This is a genomic window from Streptomyces sp. WM6378 (assembly GCF_001279695.1).
Classification (GTDB): domain Bacteria; phylum Actinomycetota; class Actinomycetes; order Streptomycetales; family Streptomycetaceae; genus Streptomyces.
The window spans coordinates 99,867-121,681 of record NZ_LGDD01000094.1 but is presented as its reverse complement, the minus strand read 5'-3'; the positions used below and the strand labels follow the sequence as shown (position 1 = coordinate 121,681).

17 protein-coding genes are annotated in these 21,815 nt (G+C 70.1%); 11 read left to right on the top strand and 6 right to left on the bottom strand.

Features of this window, described 5'->3' with window-relative positions; genetic code table 11:
• The first annotated feature begins 126 nt into the window (after positions 1–126).
• On the top strand, positions 127–354 hold the full coding sequence (locus tag ADK54_RS45865; RefSeq protein WP_159047728.1) for a hypothetical protein: 228 nt from the start codon (positions 127–129) through the stop codon (positions 352–354).
• Positions 355–506: 152 nt separating this feature from the next.
• Here ADK54_RS45865 and ADK54_RS11120 read toward each other — a convergent pair whose 3' ends face one another.
• The 3 genes from ADK54_RS11120 to ADK54_RS11110 are packed head-to-tail and all read right to left on the bottom strand — an operon-like array spanning position 507 to position 3,403.
• The gene (locus ADK54_RS11120) at positions 507–1,451 is read right to left on the bottom strand and encodes a DMT family transporter (protein ID WP_053725402.1); all 945 of its coding nucleotides are present in this window, start codon (positions 1,449–1,451) and stop codon (positions 507–509) included.
• Positions 1,448–2,983, bottom strand: coding sequence for an acyl-CoA dehydrogenase family protein (locus ADK54_RS11115; RefSeq protein ID WP_107090507.1), 1,536 nt, complete (start codon positions 2,981–2,983; stop codon positions 1,448–1,450). Before ADK54_RS11115 ends, ADK54_RS11120 begins: the two co-directional genes overlap by 4 nt.
• A gap of 39 nt (positions 2,984–3,022) precedes the next feature.
• Positions 3,023–3,403 (bottom strand): acyl-CoA thioesterase, encoded by a 381-nt coding sequence (locus tag ADK54_RS11110; RefSeq protein WP_053725400.1) that lies wholly within the window; start codon positions 3,401–3,403, stop codon positions 3,023–3,025.
• A gap of 495 nt (positions 3,404–3,898) precedes the next feature.
• Between ADK54_RS11110 and ADK54_RS11105 the strand changes: the two genes are divergently transcribed.
• From ADK54_RS11105 to ADK54_RS11095, 3 genes are all read left to right on the top strand, one after another.
• Positions 3,899–4,234: a disulfide bond formation protein B gene (locus ADK54_RS11105; RefSeq protein WP_053725399.1), complete on the top strand. Its 336-nt coding sequence runs from the start codon at positions 3,899–3,901 to the stop codon at positions 4,232–4,234.
• 87 nt (positions 4,235–4,321) lie between these two features.
• Positions 4,322–4,969 (top strand): RNA polymerase sigma factor, encoded by a 648-nt coding sequence (locus tag ADK54_RS11100; protein WP_078966291.1) that lies wholly within the window; start codon positions 4,322–4,324, stop codon positions 4,967–4,969.
• Positions 4,959–5,690 (top strand): ubiquinol-cytochrome c reductase iron-sulfur subunit, encoded by a 732-nt coding sequence (locus tag ADK54_RS11095; protein ID WP_053725398.1) that lies wholly within the window; start codon positions 4,959–4,961, stop codon positions 5,688–5,690. The genes ADK54_RS11100 and ADK54_RS11095 overlap by 11 nt, the downstream gene beginning before the upstream one ends.
• A 322-nt stretch (positions 5,691–6,012) precedes the next feature.
• Here ADK54_RS11095 and ADK54_RS11090 read toward each other — a convergent pair whose 3' ends face one another.
• Positions 6,013–6,684: an NADPH-dependent FMN reductase gene (locus ADK54_RS11090; protein WP_053725397.1), complete on the bottom strand. Its 672-nt coding sequence runs from the start codon at positions 6,682–6,684 to the stop codon at positions 6,013–6,015.
• A 197-nt stretch (positions 6,685–6,881) separates the two neighbouring features.
• On the opposite strand from ADK54_RS11090, the gene ADK54_RS11085 reads away from it, so the two are divergent.
• Positions 6,882–7,283, top strand: a complete 402-nt coding sequence (locus tag ADK54_RS11085) for a VOC family protein (protein ID WP_053725396.1) — start codon at positions 6,882–6,884, stop codon at positions 7,281–7,283.
• Positions 7,284–7,367: 84 nt separating this feature from the next.
• Here the strand turns inward: ADK54_RS11085 and ADK54_RS11080 are convergent, their stop codons facing one another.
• Complete coding sequence (locus tag ADK54_RS11080) at positions 7,368–7,733, bottom strand: YybH family protein (protein WP_053725395.1); 366 nt, start codon at positions 7,731–7,733, stop codon at positions 7,368–7,370.
• A gap of 106 nt (positions 7,734–7,839) precedes the next feature.
• Between ADK54_RS11080 and ADK54_RS11075 the strand changes: the two genes are divergently transcribed.
• The 3 genes from ADK54_RS11075 to ADK54_RS11065 all read left to right on the top strand — a co-directional run bounded on the left by ADK54_RS11075 (position 7,840) and on the right by ADK54_RS11065 (position 10,396).
• Positions 7,840–8,730 (top strand): LysR family transcriptional regulator, encoded by an 891-nt coding sequence (locus ADK54_RS11075; RefSeq protein ID WP_053725394.1) that lies wholly within the window; start codon positions 7,840–7,842, stop codon positions 8,728–8,730.
• A gap of 209 nt (positions 8,731–8,939) precedes the next feature.
• A complete protein-coding gene (locus ADK54_RS11070) occupies positions 8,940–9,167 on the top strand; it encodes a hypothetical protein (protein ID WP_053725393.1) in 228 nt (75 codons plus the stop codon).
• Between the two features lie 422 nt (positions 9,168–9,589).
• Complete coding sequence (locus tag ADK54_RS11065) at positions 9,590–10,396, top strand: VOC family protein (protein WP_053725392.1); 807 nt, start codon at positions 9,590–9,592, stop codon at positions 10,394–10,396.
• A gap of 246 nt (positions 10,397–10,642) precedes the next feature.
• Here ADK54_RS11065 and ADK54_RS11060 read toward each other — a convergent pair whose 3' ends face one another.
• The gene (locus ADK54_RS11060) at positions 10,643–10,996 is read right to left on the bottom strand and encodes a hypothetical protein (protein ID WP_053725391.1); all 354 of its coding nucleotides are present in this window, start codon (positions 10,994–10,996) and stop codon (positions 10,643–10,645) included.
• Between the two features lie 417 nt (positions 10,997–11,413).
• On the opposite strand from ADK54_RS11060, the gene ADK54_RS11055 reads away from it, so the two are divergent.
• From ADK54_RS11055 to ADK54_RS11045, 3 genes are all read left to right on the top strand, one after another.
• Complete coding sequence (locus ADK54_RS11055) at positions 11,414–12,052, top strand: ROK family protein (RefSeq protein WP_078966290.1); 639 nt, start codon at positions 11,414–11,416, stop codon at positions 12,050–12,052.
• Positions 12,053–12,383: 331 nt separating this feature from the next.
• The gene (locus ADK54_RS11050; RefSeq protein WP_078966289.1) at positions 12,384–14,528 is read left to right on the top strand and encodes an alpha-galactosidase; all 2,145 of its coding nucleotides are present in this window, start codon (positions 12,384–12,386) and stop codon (positions 14,526–14,528) included.
• 459 nt (positions 14,529–14,987) lie between these two features.
• Positions 14,988–21,815: a type I polyketide synthase gene (locus tag ADK54_RS11045; RefSeq protein WP_053725388.1), complete on the top strand. Its 6,828-nt coding sequence runs from the start codon at positions 14,988–14,990 to the stop codon at positions 21,813–21,815.

Genomic DNA, 21,815 nt, shown 5'->3' with positions numbered 1-21,815 from the left:
CGACGAGGTCGGCGCGGCGGTGACCGCCGAACTGGGAGAGCTCTACAAGCCCCGGAAGACCGTGCTGCTGTCCCAGCTGCCGACAACCAAGGTCGGCAAGGTCGACAAAAAGGCGCTGCGCGCCGCGTGGACGAGCTCGGCTTCGCACACGCCGTAGGCGCTGCTGTTGCCGAAGGCGCGGATCGCCTGCTGGGAGGGGACGTTGACGAACGCTTTCCCGGCACCCGGCTGGGGATCGTCGAGGACCTGCTCGCGGAGCCGACCACCGTCGCCTCGCAGGGCCGTGGACTGGCGCGGTGGCTTCCGCCCCGTATCCAGTCCCCGACCCTCCTGAGCAATCTTGGTGAAGTTTGATGCGGATGGTGCTGTGTCCTGCCGGAGGGGGTTGTCATGGCAGGACCGTTGCGGGTGGAGCTCTCGCCGGAACCGGAACCGGAACCGCGGCGCCGGTTGCGGGTTCGGGGTCTCGCGGCTGGCACGTGTAGACCCCGGGAGCGCGCCTGAACTCAGGGGCGGTCCGTCACCGCCACGGAGTTGTCCACCGGCACCACGGGAGCGTCCTTGCCGCTCGCTGGTCTGCTGCTGCGGTTGAAGACGGCGATCGAGACCACGATGACCGCGAACCCGATGATCTCCGACATGGTCGGGCGCTGGCCCAGTACCGGCCAGGCGATCAGCCCCGCGGAGATCGGTACGCCGTAGAAGTACGACGCCACCCGGTCCGCGCTCTCCGAACGCATCAAGACGAAGAGCAAGCTGAGCGCACCGATCGACACGCCGACCGACATCCACAGTTCCGAAAGGAGCAGTTGCGGTGTCCACCGTATGACGCCCCGCTCGAAGATCAGTGCACCGACGAGCATGACAACGGCCGACGAGCCGGACTGGACGAATCCATTGATCAACAGGTGTGCGCCGGGGTTCTTCATTTGGTAGTAGAACTGCCCGGTGGACAAGCCCAGCAGGCCGAGGAAACCAAAGGCGACATTGGTCGGAGTAAGCCCGGATGACGACTCCAGGCCCCGGTACACCGTGATGGCGACACCGGCCAGCCCGCCGATCAGGGCCAGCACTGAAAGAAGCCGGACCTTTCTCGCGGTCACCACGGAGACCATCAGCCACACCAGAATTGGCTGCAGCGCGATGATCAGCGCCGAGACCGCGGGGGTCATTCCGTGGTAGAGCGCGTAGAACACGCCGACGGAGAACACGCCCTGCAGCAGAATGCCGCTGAGGATGAGGTGGACATAACCAGACCTTGGCCAGCTGACCTTGAGGAATATGATGAGGGTAAACAGGATGACCGCGGTCGCGCCGAACCGGATAGCCAGGTAGTAGAAGGGCTCCGCATAGGGCAAGCCATATCGGCCGCCCACAAATCCAGATCCGTAGATGATGACGAATACTAACGCGATGAGCGAAACCCTGAGATTCTTGTTCTCGCCCGTCACTGGTGCATTCCACCCTTGGAGCCGGCAGCGATCATGCTGGCACGCGAGCGAACCTCACCCGACGCCGCCTGGGTTTCGGCAAGGCGGCCGGCCAGCTCGTACTCGTTGACCAGACCGACGATCTCGTTCTTCAGCACCGCGATCGCCTTCGGGTAGTCGGCGCTGTCCACGGCGAGTCGCGCATTGGGCGCGGCCGATTGGGATGACTTCTGCAGCGCACTGATTCCGTACATCCTGGACAGGATGCGGCCCAGGATCACGACCTTGTCCTGGGAGGACGCGTCGGCGATGTAGCTGATATTGATGTCGGTGAGGTGGAGGAACGCGTCTTCCAGATATGCGAACTGGCCGATGAACTCCAGCGGGGATCGGAGCCCGGACCGCTGGAACTGGTGCAGGAACAGATTGGCCAGATGCTGGCACAGCAGGTCGTTCGTTCCGTCGAAAACGGTGTAGACGCGCGCGTCGAGCAGGGCGTACGCGGCGATGTTGTCCGGCGCGCCCGTCCGATATCCGTCGCCGCCGCACAGCTGCTGGTAGTCGATGGCCGATTCCAGCATGCTCTCGGAAGCCAGCACCTTGGTCGCAAGTGAGGCGAACATGCTGTTTTCCATGTCGGCAAGGTAATTCTCCGCCAGCATCAGCTGCCGGTACAGTGCATTGCACACGACGTAGTTCTGCTTGATGCGATTGACTTTGTACCGCACGTAGTCGATGTCGTGCAGCGTGCCGGCACCGATCTTCCTCGTACTGACCTGGCGCAGGGCCTCAGTGTGCAACCGGCGCAGGAATCCGCTGCCCATGGCGGCCTTGCTGAACCGGGACGCACACAGGATCTCGGCGGCGTCGCCCAGGCGTTCCCTGGTCTTGGTCAGCCTGTAGTGGCGAGGCACGCGCAGGTCCAGGGTATTCAGTCCGTATCCGAGGTTCTTCAGCCCCAGGCTGTCGTAGACCTCGGTGGTCACGAATCCGCCGTCTGATCGTTTGTGGGCGAAGTAGGCGAACTCCTTGCGCTCCGGATGCTTGGCGCAGATGATCCACCAGTCCGCCTGCTCGCTGAACGCCTGCCAGTGCTTGGTCCCGGTGATCCGGTACTCGTCACCGTCGTCGTGGTACGTGGTCTCCATGCGCGCGAGGTTCGAACCACTGGTCGGTTCGGTGAAAGCGAGACCGCCGATGACGGGGTTGTTGGCGAAATCGTCGAAGACCTCCTTCTTCAGGAGGTCGTCACCGCTGGCCGAAACGTTGCGGAGGAACAGGACAGTCACGATCATCGTGTACATGCCAAGCGGCAGATTGCGCTCGGACATGATTTCGATGACCTCGCACATCTCCCGGTGGCTCTCCCTGCCGCCGTATTCGCGAGGGATGGCCGGCAGGTAGATGCCTAAGTCGATCAGCTTCCGCAGACCTTCCCGGGACAGCGGCTCCTGCGGAAGTCGTGCACTGTCGAACTCGTCGATACCGCGCCGAAAATTGTCAAGGAATTCTGGCGAGTCAAGGTCAATTAGTGGGTTGGGTGAAACGCTCACGATAGTGGTCCAATCTCGATTGGCGAATTGGTTCCTGCGCTACAGCGCGCTCAATTCGGCTCGCAGATGATCTGGGACGCTGGTGGTGGCTTCCCTTTCGTAGTCGAAGTGGATCATGATGCAAGTTCCGCTGGCGACTTCCGCGCCGTTCTGCGTGGCGAGCTGCTCGATGGTGATCGAGGTGTTGCCGATCTTCGTCACCTTCGTCTCGATGACGACGTCGACGGACGCCAAGATCTGTCGGGTGAAGTCGATCTCGTACCGGCGCAGGATGAGCGCGAGGTCGCGCATGTTCGGTTCTTTGCTGAACAGTCGAAAAATTGGCAACCGGCCATGTTCGAACCAGACCGGCACTGCGGAGTTGGTGACATGGCCGAGTACGTCGACTTCGGAGAAGCGCGGCGAAATCGTCACCTTCATGTTCTGCCCCTCTAGGGTTGGTCGCGATGCTGGAATGGGCTGGGTAGGAATCGTCCGGACACCCAGGCGCCGGCCGCCCCATCCTCCGGGGAAGTCGGTGCTGGGTTGAAAAGGCGGCTCGCCACCCGTGAAGTGTCAGATGAACGCAGTCGATCCCATGGGCATGGAAGCGCTCCATCGGCTTGTGGGTGAATACTTCGGTGGGGGAGCGTGGCGCGGTTTCCGCCCTCTCGAAGAGAGGCATTTCGTCAGCACGTGCATCTTGCATCAAGCTCATGGCCGTTGGAAAGTGGCAGCTGGCTTTGACTTAAAACCTACTGATCTGGGCGCACTCTTGGAAGTATTTTAATTGCATATGGCACCTAAGTCCGACCTCAAATAAACCTCAAATTGGCTTGAATCGCGTCACGCCGTCACGCGGCGGCGAGGCAGCCCGCGCGGTTCACCGGGATGCCGCATGGCAGGTCCACTACTGAGCGGGGAGCGGCCGGCGCAATGACCACCCAACGGCTCGGCTACCTCCTCGCCCACCTCTTCGTGCTCGCCTACTGCGCGATCCTGCTCACCAGCCTGTGCTTCCAGATCTTCAACGGCGACCTGCCCTGCCCGTTGTGCGTCGTGCAGCGCATGGCGATGCTGCTCACGGCGGGCGGCGCCGCGTACGTCATCGTCCGGTCGCGCAGCGGGGCGATCAGCGCCGCGGACCACATGGCGGGGTACGGCCTGGCCTGTGTCGCGGCGTTCGGCGGACTCCTGATGGTGGCCCGCCTGGTGATGGGAGGCTTCCACGTCACGCTCCCCGACGATCCGGTCCGTTACGAGCTGTTCTGACCCGCCCCACGGTGTAACCCTCTCTGCTATCTCCTTGTGGGGGAAGGCCGTTGCCTTTGGGGGAGCGGTGGGCCGGGATGGTGAGGCATGGCGATTCGCCGACCGAAGCTACGCGGGCGCGAACCTGGCGGCCGGGACGTCCAGGCGCGCCCGCGGGACCGGGACGGGCCGGCCGCCGACGCGGATGCGCAGCGGCTGCGGCTCGTGCGCGGTGAGGTGTACGCGGACTGGGAATCGGTCTACCGGGACAACGTGAGCCTGGTGTTCCGGGTGATGTTCTCCAGGGTCGGCAACAGAATGGACGCCGAGGACCTGACCACGGAGGTGTTTCTCGCCGCGCTCGGCCCCCTGCGCACCACGGCCACCGTGCCTGAGGTGCGCGCCTACTTACTGGCCACCGCCCGCACGGTTCTTGCCGCGCACTGGCGGCGCGTGCTGGGGCACGAGGTGACGACGCTGGCAGCGGACCACCTGGACGAGCTCGCGGCACGCGAGCCTTCCGACCAGGTGTCGGACGCGCCGCAGCGGGCCCGGGCGATACTCGATGCTCTTCCGGAGCGGTATCGGCGCATCCTCGAACTCCGCTTCCTGGAAGCACGATCGGTGAAGGAGGCGGCCGCCGAACTCGGAGTGTCAGTGACCAACGCGAAGGTGCTCCAGCACCGGGCACTGCGCCACGCGGCCCGTGGCCCGGCACCGGCCGTGGGGCAGGAGGGCGAGGGCGATGAGCTCTGACGCGTTGTGGCGCTACGTCGAAGCGTTGCTGCGGTCGGGCCGGCCGCGGCCATTCCGGACCCGGCCGCAGGACACCGAGGTGCTGCGCGCGGCCATCACCCTGAGGGCGGCCCGGCCGGGGAGCGACGTACCGCGCGAGGAGTTCGTCAGCGCGCTGCATGCCCGACTTGCCCGAGAGATGGCCGAGGGGGAGCCGGGGGCTCGTCCCGTGTCGGAGCGGCGGCCGGGCAGTACCCGTCGGCGTGTCGTGCAGGGTGGAGCGCTTGTGGCCGCGTCGGCCGTTGGTGTGGTGGTGGGGCGATCGCTCGACGGTGGTGCCACGGGCCCGACGGAGCAAGGTGGTTCGGCGTCCGCGACGCTCCAGCCGAATCGAGGGGAGTGGCGGACGGTCGCCGCCGGCGCCGACCTTCCCAGCGGTGCGGTGCGCGGCTTCGCGACCGGGGCCGTGTCCGGCTTCGTTTCGCGTGACGGCGCCCGGTTGCGAGCCGTCTCCGGGGTGTGCACCCATCAAGGCTGTGCGCTCGTTCTGGACCGAGCGGCCCGGCAGCTCGACTGCCCGTGCCACAACTCCGCCTTTGCGGTCACCGGCGAAGTCCTGCACCACCAACTCCCCATCCACCTCGCGGCGTTGCCACGGATCGCGGTGCGTGAGGCGGATGGACAGGTCCAGGTGTACGTGCCGCCGCCATCAGGTGTAACCCCGCCTCCTATTCAAGGGTGAGGCCCGCACAACGGGGGGCCTGCCGGGTTCGCCGCAGGGGCGGGCCGAACACGGGGGAATCAGATGCGCACACCGAATCCCGTACGCCGGACAAGCCGGCGTGGGCTGGGAGGTGGGAGCGCGTCCGCGCCGGCCGGGCACTCTGCGATGCCCGGCGCCGGCGCACCTGCGGAGAGAGGTTCCCGGCAGACCGGAGCCGGCGGCAAGAGCCCTTTTGCCGCCGGCTCCGTTTCCATCAACCTGTGCACGATCCACCCCTTCATGCACGGCACCGTGACGGTGACAACGTGACCGGGCCGGGGTGCGGGGCCGTGGAAGGCGATCAGTCCTGCGCGCGCTGCGTGACGGGCGCGTCCGTACCGTCGCCCAGGAATTCGTACCAGCGGCGGCGCAGACAGACGTAACGGGTGTCGGCCTCCACCAGCCGCAGGAAGGAGGCCGCCGCGTCCGCCAGACGCTCCTGGAGTCCCGAGTCGGCCAAGTCACCGCTCTCGGTGAAGCCTTCGTGCGCCTTGGCGAGACTGAACATGTCCGGATACACGCGGGTGCCCAGGTGTTCCAACGGGACCCGGAGTGCCCACAGCCCGCGGTTGCCTCCGACCATGGAGGGCGAGGCCGAAACGAGAAGCGCGTGCTTGTCCTTGAACGGCTGAGGCTTGACGCGCGACACCCAGTCGACGGCGTTCTTCAGCACTCCAGGCACCGATGCGTTGTACTCGGGAGCGGAGATCACGAACGCGTCGCATACCTTCAGGCGCTCGTGCAGGGCCAGCGCGCCGGGCGGCAGTCCCTCGGCCGATTCGACGTCCCCGTCGTAGACCGGCATGGAGAACTCCCGCATATGGGCCAGGTCGACTGTCGCGCCTGCGCGTTCCACCAGCCTGGCGACCAGCGAGGCAAGACGGCCGTTCAGGGAATCGGCACGCATCGACGCCCCGAAGACGAGCACTCTCACAAGATCGTGGCCTGCCCCGTGCGCGGTGTCTGTGGTCATGGGATCGGACCTCCACGTGTCGAAAGGGGACGACGGTGGCATGCGAGGGCCGCCCTGCCCATGGTGGCTCGTCCCCGTACCACCGGCGACTCGGCGAGGGCATGCTGCTCCGGTGGCGCGACGGGCGCAAGGCCCGAGTATGGGAGGGAACGGCCCCCCCCCGAGCGGTGGGACCCGTCGCGAGGAGGCGCCATCCCATGAACGTGTTTCCGGCCGAGGACATGGAGATGACCCGGCTGCTCGTCGTTTCCGACGTCGCGGCCTCGCGACGGTGGTACGAGCAGGTGCTGGGGGCGCGCGTCGACCGCGAGTACGAGTCCGCGTGCGTGCTCAGCATGCTGGGAGCGTGGATGCTCCTGGTCGAGGGTGGCGGCCCGACCGAGGACAAGCCCACCGTGACCATGGCGCCGCCCGCGGACGCCGACCAGGTCAGCGCTGAACTGATCTTTCGGGTACGTGACTGCCGTGGCGCGTACGAAACCCTGCGGACGCGGGGGGCGGATTTCCTGACTCCGCCGGTGGATCGGGGTTACGAGATCCGGGCGTTCTTCCGAGACCCCGACGGGCACCTCTTCGAGATCAGTGAACTGGTCGCCTGATCACATCGGCAGGCGGGGCTCACGGTGCCCGCCGCCGACGCCTCCTGGTCAATGACCGGCGTTGCCCTGCCAGGCCCGGCTGGATCAGCGGGTGGGTGGGACGAACTCGGGCTGGTCGAGCAGGCGCAGCCAGCTTCCGTCGGGCTGGCGCCGGACGACCTGCGCCCGGGCTCCGGTCCCGTCCTTCGGCGGGGTCGAGGTGAGGGCGATGTCTCCGCTGATCAGCGTCGGCAGCGGCTGTTCCGGCTCGAAGCGGGGACGGTTGGCCAGCACCTTCTCCCACAGCGCACGGATCGCCTCCCGGCCCACGGTCTCGCTGCCGGGCGGGTAGGCCATCACCGCGTTCTCTTCGTAGAGCGCGGCGACCCCGGCCGCATCACCGGCGTTGGACCGCTCGACGAACAAGCGCGTGATGTCTTCGGGGCGCATGGCCTTCTCGTATTCCGACATGGTTCCTTGCCTCTTCTCCTGCATCGGGCTGCTGTGACTCCCAGCCTGGTCGCCGGCTCATCAGAAGTCCAACAGATGGTTCTTCTGAAAAGTAGAATCACCATTCATGGATCTGAGGCAGTTGGAATACTTCGTTGCGGTCGCCGAAGAGCAGAACTTCACGCGGGCGGCCGAGCGGGTGCACATCAGCCAGTCCGGCGTCAGCGCCCAGATCCGACAGCTGGAACGTGAACTCGGCGCCGAGCTCTTCGACCGGTCCGGGCGCACCGTCACCCTCACTGTCGCGGGAAAGGCCGCGCTCGAACACGCCCGCGCGGCGCTCGCCGCAGCCGGCGCGGTCGGCCAGGCGGTGGACGAGGTCACCGATCTGATCCGGGGTCGGCTCACGGTCGGGATGGTCATCGGCTGCACTCTCACGCCGCTCTTCGACGCTCTCTCCGCGTTCCACCAGGCGCATCCCCGTGTAGAGATCTCCCTGCTGGAGGACGGCTCCGACCGGCTCGTCGAGGGGGTGCGCGCCGGCACCATCGATGTGGCTCTCATCGGGACCGCGACCGCCACCCCCGACGGGCTGGACGCGCTGACAATCATCAGCGAGCGGCTCGTCGTAGCGGTTCCGGCCGGGCACCCCTTGGCCGAACAGCGGCGGGTCACGCTGCGCGACCTGGTCGCCCACCCGATCGTGTGCATGCCACCAGGCACCGGCCTGCGTACGGTGTTCGACCGTGCCTGCGCCGCGCAGAACCTCCACCCCGCGATCGCGCTGCAGGCCAGCGCCGCGGACGCCATCGCCGACCTCGCCGCCCGCGGGCTCGGCGTCGCCGTCCTCAGCAACTCGATGGCCGCGAGCCACCGCGACCGCCTCACCGCACGCACCATCGATGACGTAGAAACACCGGCGTTGCTCGCCCTGATCTGGAAGGGCACGCACGGCCCAGCGGTACGTGAGCTACTCGTGCACGGCCGACGAGCGTTCGCCGGGCCCGACGCCATGTAGCACGGGGAGGGGGCCGCTCGCACGCGTTACGACTTCAGGGTGGTTCCGGAACAAGGTCGGCGGATTCCGGCGCGCCATCGGGCGGTTTGGGGATCTTTAATATTAATTTTCGTGACCGTAAGGAATCGATCTGCCACGGATCGTATCCACGTCACTCCATTGGAGATCGCAAGGCGGCCGTCCTGGTCGCTGCCCTGGGCAGCTTCGCAATGCTGGCCGCGGGCACGGCGCAGGCGCACGACGGCGGGAAGGGCGGCGACCAGTTCGCTATCGGGCAGAGCAGCAACTGTAAGTCGCACGACCTGAACGTCGACGTCCTCGGCCAGGTCGGCATCCTCAACGGTCTGCTGGGCAACGCGCTCAACGGCGAGGGCAACCCGGGTGCGCAGAACACCCACATGGGTTCGAGCATGGGCTGCAACAACAGCGCCCTCTGACCCGGGGTTGCTGCGAAGTCCTGTGGCTGCCGCATCGCACCTGGCCAGGGAGTTGAGTCTCTGGCCTCGGGCGAGCACCTACGACGGCCCATCGGTGCATGATGAGCGTCGCGGCCATGGCTGCCCACAGGAAACATCCGCTGGAGTTGCGTGATCGTGCGGTGCGGACGGAAGTCCGCACCGCCGATCCGAAGCAACACCGGAAGGGTCCAGGCCCCGGAGTTCTCCTCGCGGCGGCCCGACCCGGACCGCCCGCCCGTCCACGGTTGACGATGCCGCACCTGACGGCCACCCGTGACCGTGCACCCCACGCCGACCAATGGTTGAGTGGATGTGAGGTCACATCCACAGTCAGACCATGGGCCGGCCTTCTCTGCGTACGCCGCTCCGGGACCCGCCCAGTCAGTCCACGGAGGCTGCTCATGCCCAAAGTCAGTGGTCCGTACGCGCCCGGTACCCCTTGCTGGGTCGATTTGATGGTTCCCGATCAGCAGGCGGCTCTCGACTTCTACCGGGATCTGTTCGGCTGGCAGGGAGAGGTGGGGCCGCCCGAAACCGGCGGCTACGCGCTCTGTTCGTTGAACGGCCAACCGGTCGCCGGGATCATGGCCGCGATGAATCCGGACGGCAGCACGCCCGACCCGATGCCCCCGACGGTGTGGACGACCTACCTCGCCACCGCCGACCTCGACGCCACGGAGAAGAAGAGCGCGAGCAACGGCGGCCAGGTGATGGTGCCGGGCATGGACGTCATGACGCTCGGCCGGATGGCTGTCGCGAGCGACCCGACGGGCGCCGTCTTCGGCCTCTGGCAGGCCAAGGACTTCCCCGGTGCGGGCATCGTCAACGAGCCCGGCGCCATCATCTGGAACGAGCTCAACACCAGCGACACGGACGCCGCCTCGTCCTACTACTCCAAGACGCTGGGCATCACAGCCGCCGCGATGGAGGAAGCGGACGGCTACTTCGCGCTCAACGTGGACGGCCGGACCGTCGGCGGCATGCAGGCACTCTCCGGCATCGACGGCCTGCCGCCGGGCACGCCCTCGCACTGGCTGACGTACTTCGCGGTCGACGACACCGACAGCACAGTCGATGCGCTGATCAGGGCGGGTGGCACCGTCCTCAAGCCGCCGTTCGACATGATGGCTGGCCGCATGGCCGTCGTGCAGGACCCGCAGGGCGGGGTGTTCGCGATCATCAAGGCGACAGGGCCCGAAGCCGCCTGATCAGGACGCGGTCCCACGGACCCGTCGCACGGACCTGCCGGGCGGACCGAACCGGACCAGGACGGTCCGGTTCGGTCCGCAACGGCAGGAGCATACGAGGCCGGGCCGGTGGGGAACGGCCTCACCGCCTGGACCTCGCCACCGCCGTGAACGTGAACGTGAGCGTTTGCTCGGCGGCGGTCCGTGCGGCGCCGACCTTGCTGCCGGTGATGTCGGTCCACGCCCGGGCCGGGGCCAAGTGGGTGTTCAGCCCGAACGGTGACGGCTCCTACCGCATCGCCAACGCGTCCACCGGGCCGGGACACCGCCCTTCGGGATCACCCGCGAGTTGTAGTAGACGTAGAAGTAGCCGGAGGCGGTGTCCACGAACAGGCGCGGGTCGCCGTTGCCGTAGTCGTACGTCTCGTGCGCGAACGCCGTCGTGTCGCCGCGCTTCGTGCTGTACGGCGAGGTCAGGACGTGGCTCTGGATGTCCCAGGTGTGGCCCTGGTCCTTGGAGACCGCGTAGTCGATCGCGTCGTAGTGCAGGCCGTCGCCGAACGGGCTCGGGGTGAACTCGTTGTGCACCAGGCCGTACCAGTCGCCGGTGTCCGGATCCACCAGACGCCGATCAGGTCACAGTAGTTGGGCTGCGCGTAGCTGGAGCCCGCGGGCGCCCCGGCACCCTGGTCCACCTCGACGGTCATGCCGTCTGCGGGGTCGGCGTGGAGATCAGTACCAGTTACGTCCAGGTCCTGGCGCTCGCCCTGGACGGCGAACCGCTCCACGAGCGCCGGGTCACCGTCCCGGTCGGCGCGGCCGGCCCCGAGGCCGTGCTCGACCTGACCGCCCGCGAGATCGACGCCTGCCGAACCGCCGTTCAACAGAGCGGAGTTCGCCCAGTGGGGATCACGGTCGCCGTACCGGGCGTCGTCGACGCGGCGACCGGCACCACCCGGTACGCCCCGGCCATCGGCTGGTGCGACGTCGCCGTCACCGACGGACTGCGGGCCCGGCTCGCCGCGCCCCCCACCGCGCCTGGCCCTGGACAGCGACGCCAAGCTCGCCGCGCTCGCCGAGTACGCACTGGCGCGCGGCACGGACGTGCACGACATGGTGTGCGTCACGGGAGAGCGCGGCATCGGCGCGGGCGTCATCAGCGCCGGCCGACTGCTGCGCGGGGCCGCCGGGTTCGCCGGCGAGGTCGGCCGCATGCCGCTCGACCCGGAGCGCCGACCCTGTGCCTGCGGACGGCGCGGCTGCTGGGAGACGATGGTCGGGCTCGACGCCATCCTGCGGCTCGCCGCCGACGAGGGCGACGCGCTGCACGACCCGGCCGTGGAACTCAAGGACCGCTTCGCCCTGCTGCGCACCCGCGCTCACGACGGCGACCCGCGCACCCGCGCCGCGATGGCCCGGGTCGCGGACGATCTGGGTCTGGGCGTAGCGCTGCTGGCCGACGTGCTCAACCCCCGCGTAGTGGTCCTCGGTGGCTACTTCACGCACATCGGAGACCTCATGATCGAGCGGGTCCGCGAGGTGGTGCACGAGCGGGTCATGGCCCCGAACGCGGGCGGCTGCGAAGTCCGGCTCTCCACGCTGGGGTTCGCGGCGGCGGCCCGTGGCGGCGCGCATCTCGCGCTGGGCGCGGTGTTCGACGACCCGGCGACGATTTGAACGATGCGACGCGCCTTGGCGCCGACTTGAGCGTGCGGTATCCAAGGGCCCGTCAAACCATCAGAATCCAACACGCTCAACAGTGATGTGACATATCACAGTGCCATTGCACAGAGATGTCAAGAGGGTCGGCGATCCGATTTTTCCTTGGGTTTTCGGCGTTGAGCGTGAGGAGCTGATCCTGCGCGAAGCCTTGAGGACTGCTTTTCTGACTGGCTATCATGCGTTGCTTTCTGTTTGAAGATTCCCTCAATCGTCGACCTCTGGGGATGGATTCAACAGAACCAAACGCACCCCCTCGTTCCTTCAGTCGCGCACTTGGAGTGCCTTCATGCGTTTAGCGATGCCCCGCTCCCGCTTCCGGCTCCGATCCCGCTCCGGCTTCCGGCCCCGCACCACGCTTCGTGCCCTCACGGCGCTGTCGCTGGCGGCATCAGGCCTCACGGCCGCGGTCGCCATGTCGTCCCCGGCGGCCGCTCTGGACAACGGAGTTGCCTCCACCCCTCCGATGGGATGGAACTCCTGGAACACCCTGGGCACCGCGGTGACCCAGGACCAAGTCGTCCAGACCATCGACTTCATGGCCTCGAAGGGCCTGGTCGCGGCGGGCTACGACACCGTCACCATCGACGACGGCTGGTCGCTCAACCATCGCGACGGCCAGAGCGCCGACCTGGTCAAGAACTCCTATGGCGCCATGCAGCTCTACGACGCCAACCGCAACCCCACGAGCGGGACCGACGGGACCGGATTCGACCTGACCACGGGCCACTTGATCCCGGATCCGAACCACTTCCCCTCCCGGACCGTCAACGGCAGGACCCTCAACGGCATCGAGTACCTGAGCTGGTACGCCCACGGCAAGGGCATGAAGTTCGGCCTGTACGCCACGGATACCTACACCACGTGCCAGGGGCACCCGGGAAGCCTCGGGCACGAGTCGGCCGACGCCGCCGACTTCGTCGCGTGGGGCGTGGACTTCGTGAAGTACGACGACTGTCCGTACGGCCCGCAGATCGTCGGCCCGGACGGCTACAACTACTACACCCAGGGCGAGGGCAGGGAACTGACGCGGTCCATCTACGCCCGGGTCCAGGACTTCCAGCGGGCGCTCGACGCCGCGTCCGCCGCCCGGGGGCGCCCTCGTGTGGTGCTCAGCGTGTCGGCGCAGCCCGTGCACACCGGTGTGCCGTACCTGCTGGCACCGGACGACCCGGCCCGTACCGACCCGGTGGTCGTCGCGGCGGGCACACCCGCGCGCCAGGCCCCGGGGTACGCCCCGACCGGCGTGTGGTGCGGGCAGGTGGCGAACCTGTGCAGGATCGGCGGCGACCGCGGCCCCGACCTGGAAGGCGTCCTGTACAACGGTCAGTTGGGGACCGCCCTGCGCTACCCGGGCAACGTCAGGCCCGGAAGCTGGAACGACATGGACATGATGTTCGCCGGCTGGCAGAGTCCCTACGGCCTGTACGGCGTCACCGACACCTGCCTCTGCCACAAGCCCATGTCCGACACCGAGTCGCGCAGCGAGCTGTCCATTTTGTCGATGATGGCCTCCCCGCTGATCTCCGGCGCGGACCTGCGCACCTCGGCCGACTCCCAGCACACGAGCGACGGCGTCACGTGGTCCACCGGCATCAGCGACTCGGCGTTGGCGATCTACAAGAACGCCGACGTCGTCGCCGTGGACCAGGACGGTGCCAAGCCCGCCACCCTGGTCGGTGATCCGCCGGGCAGCAGCACCGCACCGCTCGTCCTCAAGCGGCCCCTGGCCAACGGTGACACGGCCGTGCTGCTGGTCAACCAGGATCCGTCCAGCACGCAGACCATTTCGACCAGCCTGAGCGCACTCGGCCTCACCGGCCCCGGCTACTCCTCCAAAGAGCTGTGGACCGGCGCCACCGGCAACGTCACGGGGACGATCAGTGCTCCGGTCGCCCCGCACGGCGTTGCCCTGTACCGGCTCAGGCCGCTGCCGACCACCGGCCCGGCGGCAGTGATCGGGGACGGCCGGTATCACGCCATCAGCGCCGGCGGAACCGGCGGTCAGGTCCTGGAGGTCCAGGGCACCTGCAGCGCGCCGGACGGGGCGTCCGGCGACATCAACACCTGGTGGAATTCCCACACTTCGGAGCAGTGGCGGTTCGACCCCAACCCCGACGGCACAGTACACATCACCGACAACTGCGCCACCGGTGCGCAGGTCCACGGCACGCTCACCGGTCCGGCCTCGGCCGGCGGACGAGCCTGGGTGCTGAACGGCTACGACCCGAACAGCCCGTACCAGAAATGGCGAGTGATCCAGAACGCCGCCACCGGCCAACTGACCATCACCAGCGTGGCGACCGGCCTGGCATTGGACGCCCCGCAGCCCGCGCCCACCTCTTCCGTCGTCCTCGGTCAACCCGACGCGGCAGCGCCGGGCCAGAGCTGGACCCTGATGGTCGCTCCGGCCTTGGGCGGCCCCAGGTCTTGACCTACCTCGTCCTCGATGCCGACCGGGCGCCCGGCCACCGACGGCGCGGAAACGATTGCAATATGACGGCACGTCAGATATGACGGAACGTCAGGGAAGGTGAGGAGTCGATGGGGAAGCCGGGACGACCGGGGGCGGCGGGGCGCAAGGCACCCTGGCAGCCGCTCCTCGCGATCGGTAAGGTCGGCCCCCGCGCGACCCCGCGCCACCATGACTTCCGGCAGCGGTACGAGTTCCGGCACCAGCGCACGTCCCCGTATCAGCGCACCTCCCTGTATCGGCAGCGCAAGTCCCCGTATCAGCGCACCTCCAGGCAGTGGCACGAGCTCCACCCGCGGTCCGGCGCCGTCGGACGGTCCGCCCCCGGTCGTCCGGCGGGCCCGCCGCTCCCCGATGCCCCGGGGCTCACCGCTGCCGCCAACCCCCCTCGCGGCTTCATCGGTCTGATTCGGAGTGTTCATGACGCCCGTAGCGCCGAACCCTGAACTTGTCATCGGATTGAGCCCGTTAGGCCTGCCCGACCCGCGTTCGGTCGCCGCGGTCCACCGGGCCGGCGGACTCGGCGTACTGGATCTCGGGGCGGGCGACCGCCGTGCGAGAGAGGCGCTGGCGCGGGTACGGCGCTGGACGGCGGGCGCGTTCGCCGTCCGCGTCGGGCCGTCCTGCGCACTGACGCCCGAGGAGGTCGCGGAGGGGTGCGGCGGCACCCTCCCGCCCGTGGTGCTGCTCGCCGCCGACACCGACTGGAAGGTCCGCCAACTGGCCGATGAATGCCGGGTGTTGGTGGAGGTCGGAGGCCGTGAGGAGGCGCGCCGGGCGGCGGCTGACGGCGCGCACGGGCTCGTGGCGCGCGGCAGCGAGTGCGGGGGTCGCGGCGGCGATCTGGGCACGTTCGTCCTCCTCCAGGCGCTGCTGGCCGACCCGGCGTACGGCCTGCCCGTGTGGGCCTGCGGGGGCATCGGCCCGCGCACGGCGGCGGCGGCCGTGGTCGGCGGCGCGGCCGGGGTCGTCCTCGACACCCAGCTCGCCCTGCTCGCGGAGTCCGGGATCGCGGACGAGGCGGCGGCCGCGCTGCGCACGATGGACGGGTCCGAGACGAGTGTCGTCGACGGAGTCCGGGCGCTGCGGAACGCCCGCATGGGACTCCAACTCCCCGTAGGCCAGGACGGGTTCCTCGCCGCCCGGTTCGCCGAGCGGTGGGGCACCGTGGCCGGTGCCGTGCGCGGGGTGCGGGAGGCGATTATCGCCGCCGTGGGCGACCCGGCCGTGGCACGGACCCTGGCGGCGGGCTCCGCGATGGCGGACGCCCTGGGCACCCGCCTGCCCCTCGTGCAGGGCCCGATGACCCGGGTCAGCGACCGGGCGGGCTTCGCGGCGGCCGTGGCGCGCGAAGGGGCGCTGCCGATGCTGGCGCTCGCCCTGTCCGACGGTGAGCGGAGCCGCGCCCTGCTCGAAGAGACCCGCGACGAACTGGGCGATCGGCCCTGGGGCGTGGGCATCCTCGGCTTCACGGACAGCAGGATCAGGGCCGAACAACTGGCGGCCGTACGGGCGGTCCGGCCCACGCACGCGATCATCGCCGGGGGTCGCCCCTCCCAGGCGGCCGACCTGGAGGCGGCCGGCATCAAGACGTTCCTGCACGTGCCGTCGGTCACGCTGCTCAAACAGTTCATTGACATGGGCATGCGCAAATTTGTCTTCGAAGGCGCCGAATGCGGCGGACATGTCGGACCGCGCAACAGCTTTCCGCTGTGGGAGGCGCAGTTGGCGGTGGTCGAGGAGTACGTGGCTCGCGCACCCGGCACCGCGGGCGACTTCCAGGTGCTGCTGGCGGGCGGCATCCACGACGAGCGCTCCTCGGCCATGGCCGCCGTGCTCACCGCGCCGCTCGCCGCACGCGGCGTCGCGGTCGGCGTCCTGATGGGCACCGCCTACCTCTTCACGGCCGAGGCGGTCGAGTGCGGCGCGATCCAGCCGGTCTTCCAGCGCCAGGTGATCGCGGCCGGGGCCACCGCGCTCCTGGAGAGCGCCCCGGGCCACGCCACTCGCTGCGTCGCAAGCCCGTACACGGCCGACTATGCCGCCGCCCGCGCGCGTCTGGACGCCGACGGCACCCCCGACCGCCGGGCCTGGGAGGAACTGGAGCGACTGAACATAGGGCGGTTGCGGATCGCCAGCAAAGGGGTGGAGCGGGAGGGCGACGAGCTGCGAGCCGTCTCCGAGCAACGCCAGCTCGACGCCGGGATGTTCATGGCCGGGGAGGTGGCCGTGCTGCGCTCGGCGGCCACGACCGTCGGCGCACTGCACGACGCGGTGAGCCGGGGCGCCGCCGCCTTCGCCGAGCGGCGGGCGGCCGAGCTGGCCGAGGCACTGGGCGCCGTCGAGGACGCCGTCGAGGAGCCTGCCGCGCAGCCGCTCGACATCGCCGTCGTCGGCATGGCCTGCATGTTTCCCCAGGCCCCCGACCTGGCGACGTACTGGGCGAACGTCGTCGGCGGCGTCGACGCGGTCACCGAAGTCCCCGCCGACCGCTGGGACCCGGAGGTCTACCACGACGCCACGGGTGAGCGCGCCGGCACGACCGCGTCGCGGTGGGGAGGCTTTCTGCCGCCGATCCCCTTCGACCCGTTCGCGTACGGCATCCCGCCCGCCTCGCTCGGCAGCATCGAACCCGTACAACTCCTCGCCCTCGAAGCGGCCCGGCGCGCCCTGGAGGACGCCGGGTACGGCGAGCGGCCCTTCGACCGCTCCCGTACGTCCGTGGTCTTCGGCGCGGAGTCCGGCAGCGACCTTTCCGGCGCGACCACCCTGCGCACGGTCCTGCCCGCCTACCTGGGGGAGATACCGCCCGCCGTCGAGGAGCAACTGCCCAAGCTCACCGAGGACTCCTTCCCCGGCATGCTCGCCAATGTGATCGCGGGCCGGATCGCCAACCGCCTCGACCTCGGCGGCGCCAACTACACCGTCGACGCGGCCTGCGCCTCCTCGCTCGCCGCGCTGGACGTGGCCTGCAAGGAACTCGTCTCCGGCAGCAGCGAATTGGTGCTGTGCGGCGGCGCCGACCTGCACAACGGGATCAACGACTACCTGCTCTTCTCCTCCGTCCGCGCGCTGTCCCCGACCGGCCGCTCCCGTACGTTCGACGCCTCCGCCGACGGCACCGTGCTCGGCGAGGGCGTGGCCTGCGTCGCGCTGAAGCGCCTGGCCGACGCCGAGCGGGACGGCGACCGGGTGTACGCCGTGGTCAAGGGCATCGGCAGCGCTAGCGACGGCCGCTCCCTCGGGCTCACAGCGCCCCGGCCCGAGGGCCAGCGGGCCGCGCTGGAACGGGCCTACCGGGCGGCCGGGGTGTCGCCCGCCCGGGTCGGCCTGGTCGAGGCGCACGGCACCGGGACCGTGGTCGGCGACCGCACCGAACTGGCCACGCTGACAGCCGTGTTCACCGAGTCGGGCGCGGCGCCGGGCGGCTGCGCCCTCGGCTCCGTCAAGTCCCAGCTGGGCCACACCAAGTGCGCGGCGGGCCTGGCGGGCCTGATCAAGGCGGCGATGGCCCTGCACACCGGGATCACGCCGCCCACGCTCCACCTCAAGGAGCCGAACGCCGCCTGGGACCCCGCCACCAGTCCCTTCGCCTTCCACGCCGAGGCCCGGCCGTGGGCGGCCCCGGTGGCCGAACGGATCGCCGGGGTCAGCGCGTTCGGCTTCGGCGGCACCAACTTCCACGCGGTGCTCACCGCCCACGACGCGGGCGCGCCACCGGTCCAGGGGTACGAGGCGTGGTCGGCCGAGCTGTTCCTGTTCCGGGGCGCGGATGCCGCGGCGGCCGGGCGGGAGGCGCAGTGGCTGCTTGGCGAGCTGGACGGCCCGGGCGCGGGCCTGCGGCTGAGGGACGCGGCGCTGGTGGCGGCCCGGCGCGCCGCGACCCGGCCGGGCCCGGTGCGGATCGCGGTCGTCGCGCAGAGCGTGGGCGAACTGCGCGGCCTGCTGCGGAAGGCGCCGGACGGGGAGCGGGGACGGGGGGTGTACGCGGCGGAGGAGCCCGCGACGGACGGGGCCGAGTCGGGCAGCCGCGCCGGAGGGCCGGGGGCGGACGGGCTCGATACGGACGGGCCCGATCCCGGCGGCCTCGGAACCGACCCCAAGGTCGCCCTCCTCTTCCCCGGTCAGGGCAGCCAGCGCCCCGGCATGCTCGCCGAGCTCCTCGTCGCGTTCCCGGAGGCCGCGCACCTGGTGCGGCAGGGCGGGGCGTACGCCCCCGTGCTCTATCCGCCCGAAGCCTTCGACTCGGGTGTGGCCGAACGCCGGCAGGAGGCGCTGAAGGACACGCGCATGGCGCAACCAGCCCTCGGAATAGTCGGCCTGACGACCTCTCAGATACTGGAGTGGGCAGGCGTACGCCCCGACATGGCGGGCGGGCACTCCTACGGGGAGCTGGTGGCCCTGGCGGCCGCCGGAGCCCTGACCCCGGACGCGCTGCTCGACCTGAGCGCCCACCGGGCCGAGTCGATCCTGGATTCGCTCGGCGACGACCCCGGCGCGATGGCCGCGGTCACGGCCGACCCGGCCGACGTGGAGCGCGTCCTCGCCGGGGCCGGTCTCGGCGGCCGGGTCGTGGCCGCCAACCGCAACGGCCCCCGGCAGACCATCGTCTCCGGCCCCACCGTCCTGGTCGACGAGGCGATGGAGCACCTCCGGGGCGCGGGACACGGCGTGCGGCGCATCCCGGTCGCCTGCGCCTTCCACAGCCCGCTGGTCGCGGGCGCGGGCGAGCGGTTCGCCCCGGTCCTGGCCCGGCACACGGTCAGGGCGCCGGAGTTCCCCGTCTGGGCCAACCGGACGGCCGCCGTCTATCCGGCCCGGCCCGATGGCGTACGAGCCGAACTGGCCGCGCAGATCGGGTCCCCGGTGCGCTTCGCCGAACAGGTCGAGGCGATGTACGCGGCCGGGGCGCGGATCTTCGTCGAGGCGGGCCCTGGCACGGTGCTGACCGGCCTCGTCGGCCAGATCCTGGGCGACCGGCCACACCTGGCGGTTGCCTGCGAGCCGCGCCCCGGCGCCGGGCTGCGCGGCCTCCTTGAGTCTCTGGCGCGGCTCGCGGTCGCGGGCGTGCCGGTACGCGCCGAACGGCTCCTCCAGGGCCGGGGCGCGGTGCCGGCGCGGCCGGAGCCGAGCGGCTGGACCGTGGACGGCCAACTCGTCCGCACCCGCTCCGGCGAACTGCTCCCCGGAGCACTGAAACCGGCCCGACGGGTCAGTCTGGAGACGAGCACGGTGACGCGCGACAGCGACCCCCGGCACGACGAGCGAGAACTCATCGCGGACTACCTGCGCACGACACGCGAGCTCGTGGCGGCCCAACGGGACGTTCTGCTCACGCACTTGGGAGCCATGGGCGCCGCCGCCTCCCCGCCGCCGGTGCCTCCTCTCCCCGCCCGCACGGAAGCAGCTCCCCAACCGGCCGTGGCCGAGGAGGCTCCGGTCGCCGAGGCCCCACGTCCGGTCGTGGTCGACATCGAGCAGGCCGTGCTCACCGTCATCAGCGAACGGACCGGCTATCCGGCCGACATGATCGAACCCGATCTGGACCTCGAAGCGGACCTGAGCATCGACTCCATCAAGCGCACCGAGATCATCGGCGAGCTTGCCCGCCACCTCGCGGGGACCCGCACCTTCGACGACGCCGAGATGGAGGAGCTGTCCCGGGCCCGGACGGTCGCCGCGATCACCGAGTGGATCACCGGGCACGAGACCCCGGCCGACGCCGCGCCCGCGATCACCGAACCCGAACCCGAACCCGTCCGTGGCGTCGCCCCGCGCCGCTTCCTCCTTGAGGAGACGCCCCTCGACGTGCCCGCCGCACCGCCGGACCCCGACCTCCACGGCAGGCGCTTCGCCCTGCTCGGAGGCGGCGCGACCGCCGAGGAGCTGGCGGCCCGGCTGGTCGACAGGGGAGCGGACGTCCTCGCGTACGACACCGATCGGAGGCTCGACCCGACCGACGGCCCCCTCGACGGGGTCTTCCACCTGGGAGCCGTGCTCCCCGAAGCCCCGTCCGACGGCGGCGGGGCGCTGCTCCCCGGGGCCTTCGAGGTCTTCCGGGCCGCCCTGCGCCTCGCACCTCGTTGGCTGATCTGCGGCAGGACCGTGTCCGGCGCCGGAGAGGACGCGGGGGCGGGGCTGCACGGGCTGTTCCGGACCATCGGGCGGGAGTACGGCGACCTCGCCGCCCGCGTCGTCGACCTCGACCCGGCGGCCACCGCCGCACGGCGGGCCGACTTCTTGCTGGCCGAGCTGTACGCCGAGGACCACGCCCCCGTCGTCGTGCGCACCGAAGCCGGGCGCTACGGGTACGCGCTCGTGGAGCGCGGCCTCGGCGGCCTGGCGCGTACCGGCGCGGGGCCCGCCGGGGACGGGGCCGCCGAAGCGGCGGCGATCGGGCTCGACCGGGACTGTGTCGTCGCGCTCGCCGGAGGCGCACGGGGGATCACCGCGGACTTCGCCATGGCGCTGGCGGCGGCCTCCCACTGCCGGATCGAGCTCCTCGGCAGGACCCCGCTGCCCGCCGGGCCCGAGGAACCGGAGCTCACGGGGGCCGCCGACGCGCCCGCGCTGCGGGCGCTGTTCGCCGCCCGGGGCGAGCTGGCTCCCGCCGCGATCGAGCGAGAGGTCGCCAACGTCCTCGCGGGCCGTGAAGTCGCCCACACCCTCGACCGGTTGGGGCGGCTCGGCAGCCCCGCCGCGTACCGCGTCGCCGACATGTGTGACGGCGCGGCCGTGGCCCAGGCCGTCAAGGAGATCCAGGCGGAGCACGGGCGCATCGACGTGGTGGTGTACGCGGCGGGCGTGATCGAGGACCGGCTCATCGAGGAGAAGGACCCCGAGTCGTTCCGGCGGGTGTACGCGACGAAGGTGGACGGCGCCCGCGCCCTGCTCGACGCCGCGTCCCAGCTGCCCCAGGGCCCGCGGACGGCCGTGCTGTTCGGCAGCGTCTCCGCCGTCCTGGGCAACCGGGGCCAGAGCGACTACGCCGCCGCCAACGACGCGCTCGCGGGCCTCGGCGAGCGGTGGGCGCGGCGCACCGGGCGGCGGGCGCTGACCGTGCACTGGGGGCCGTGGGCGCCGTCCGCGGTGCACGGCGGCATGGTCACCCCGCACCTGGCCCGCGAGTACGCCCGGCGCGGTGTGGTCCTCATCGACCGCGAGGAGGGCGCGCTGGCCCTGCTGCGGGAGCTGGCCTGGGGCGACGAGTCGGCCACGTCCGTCGTCTACACGGCATCGGCCTTGTGA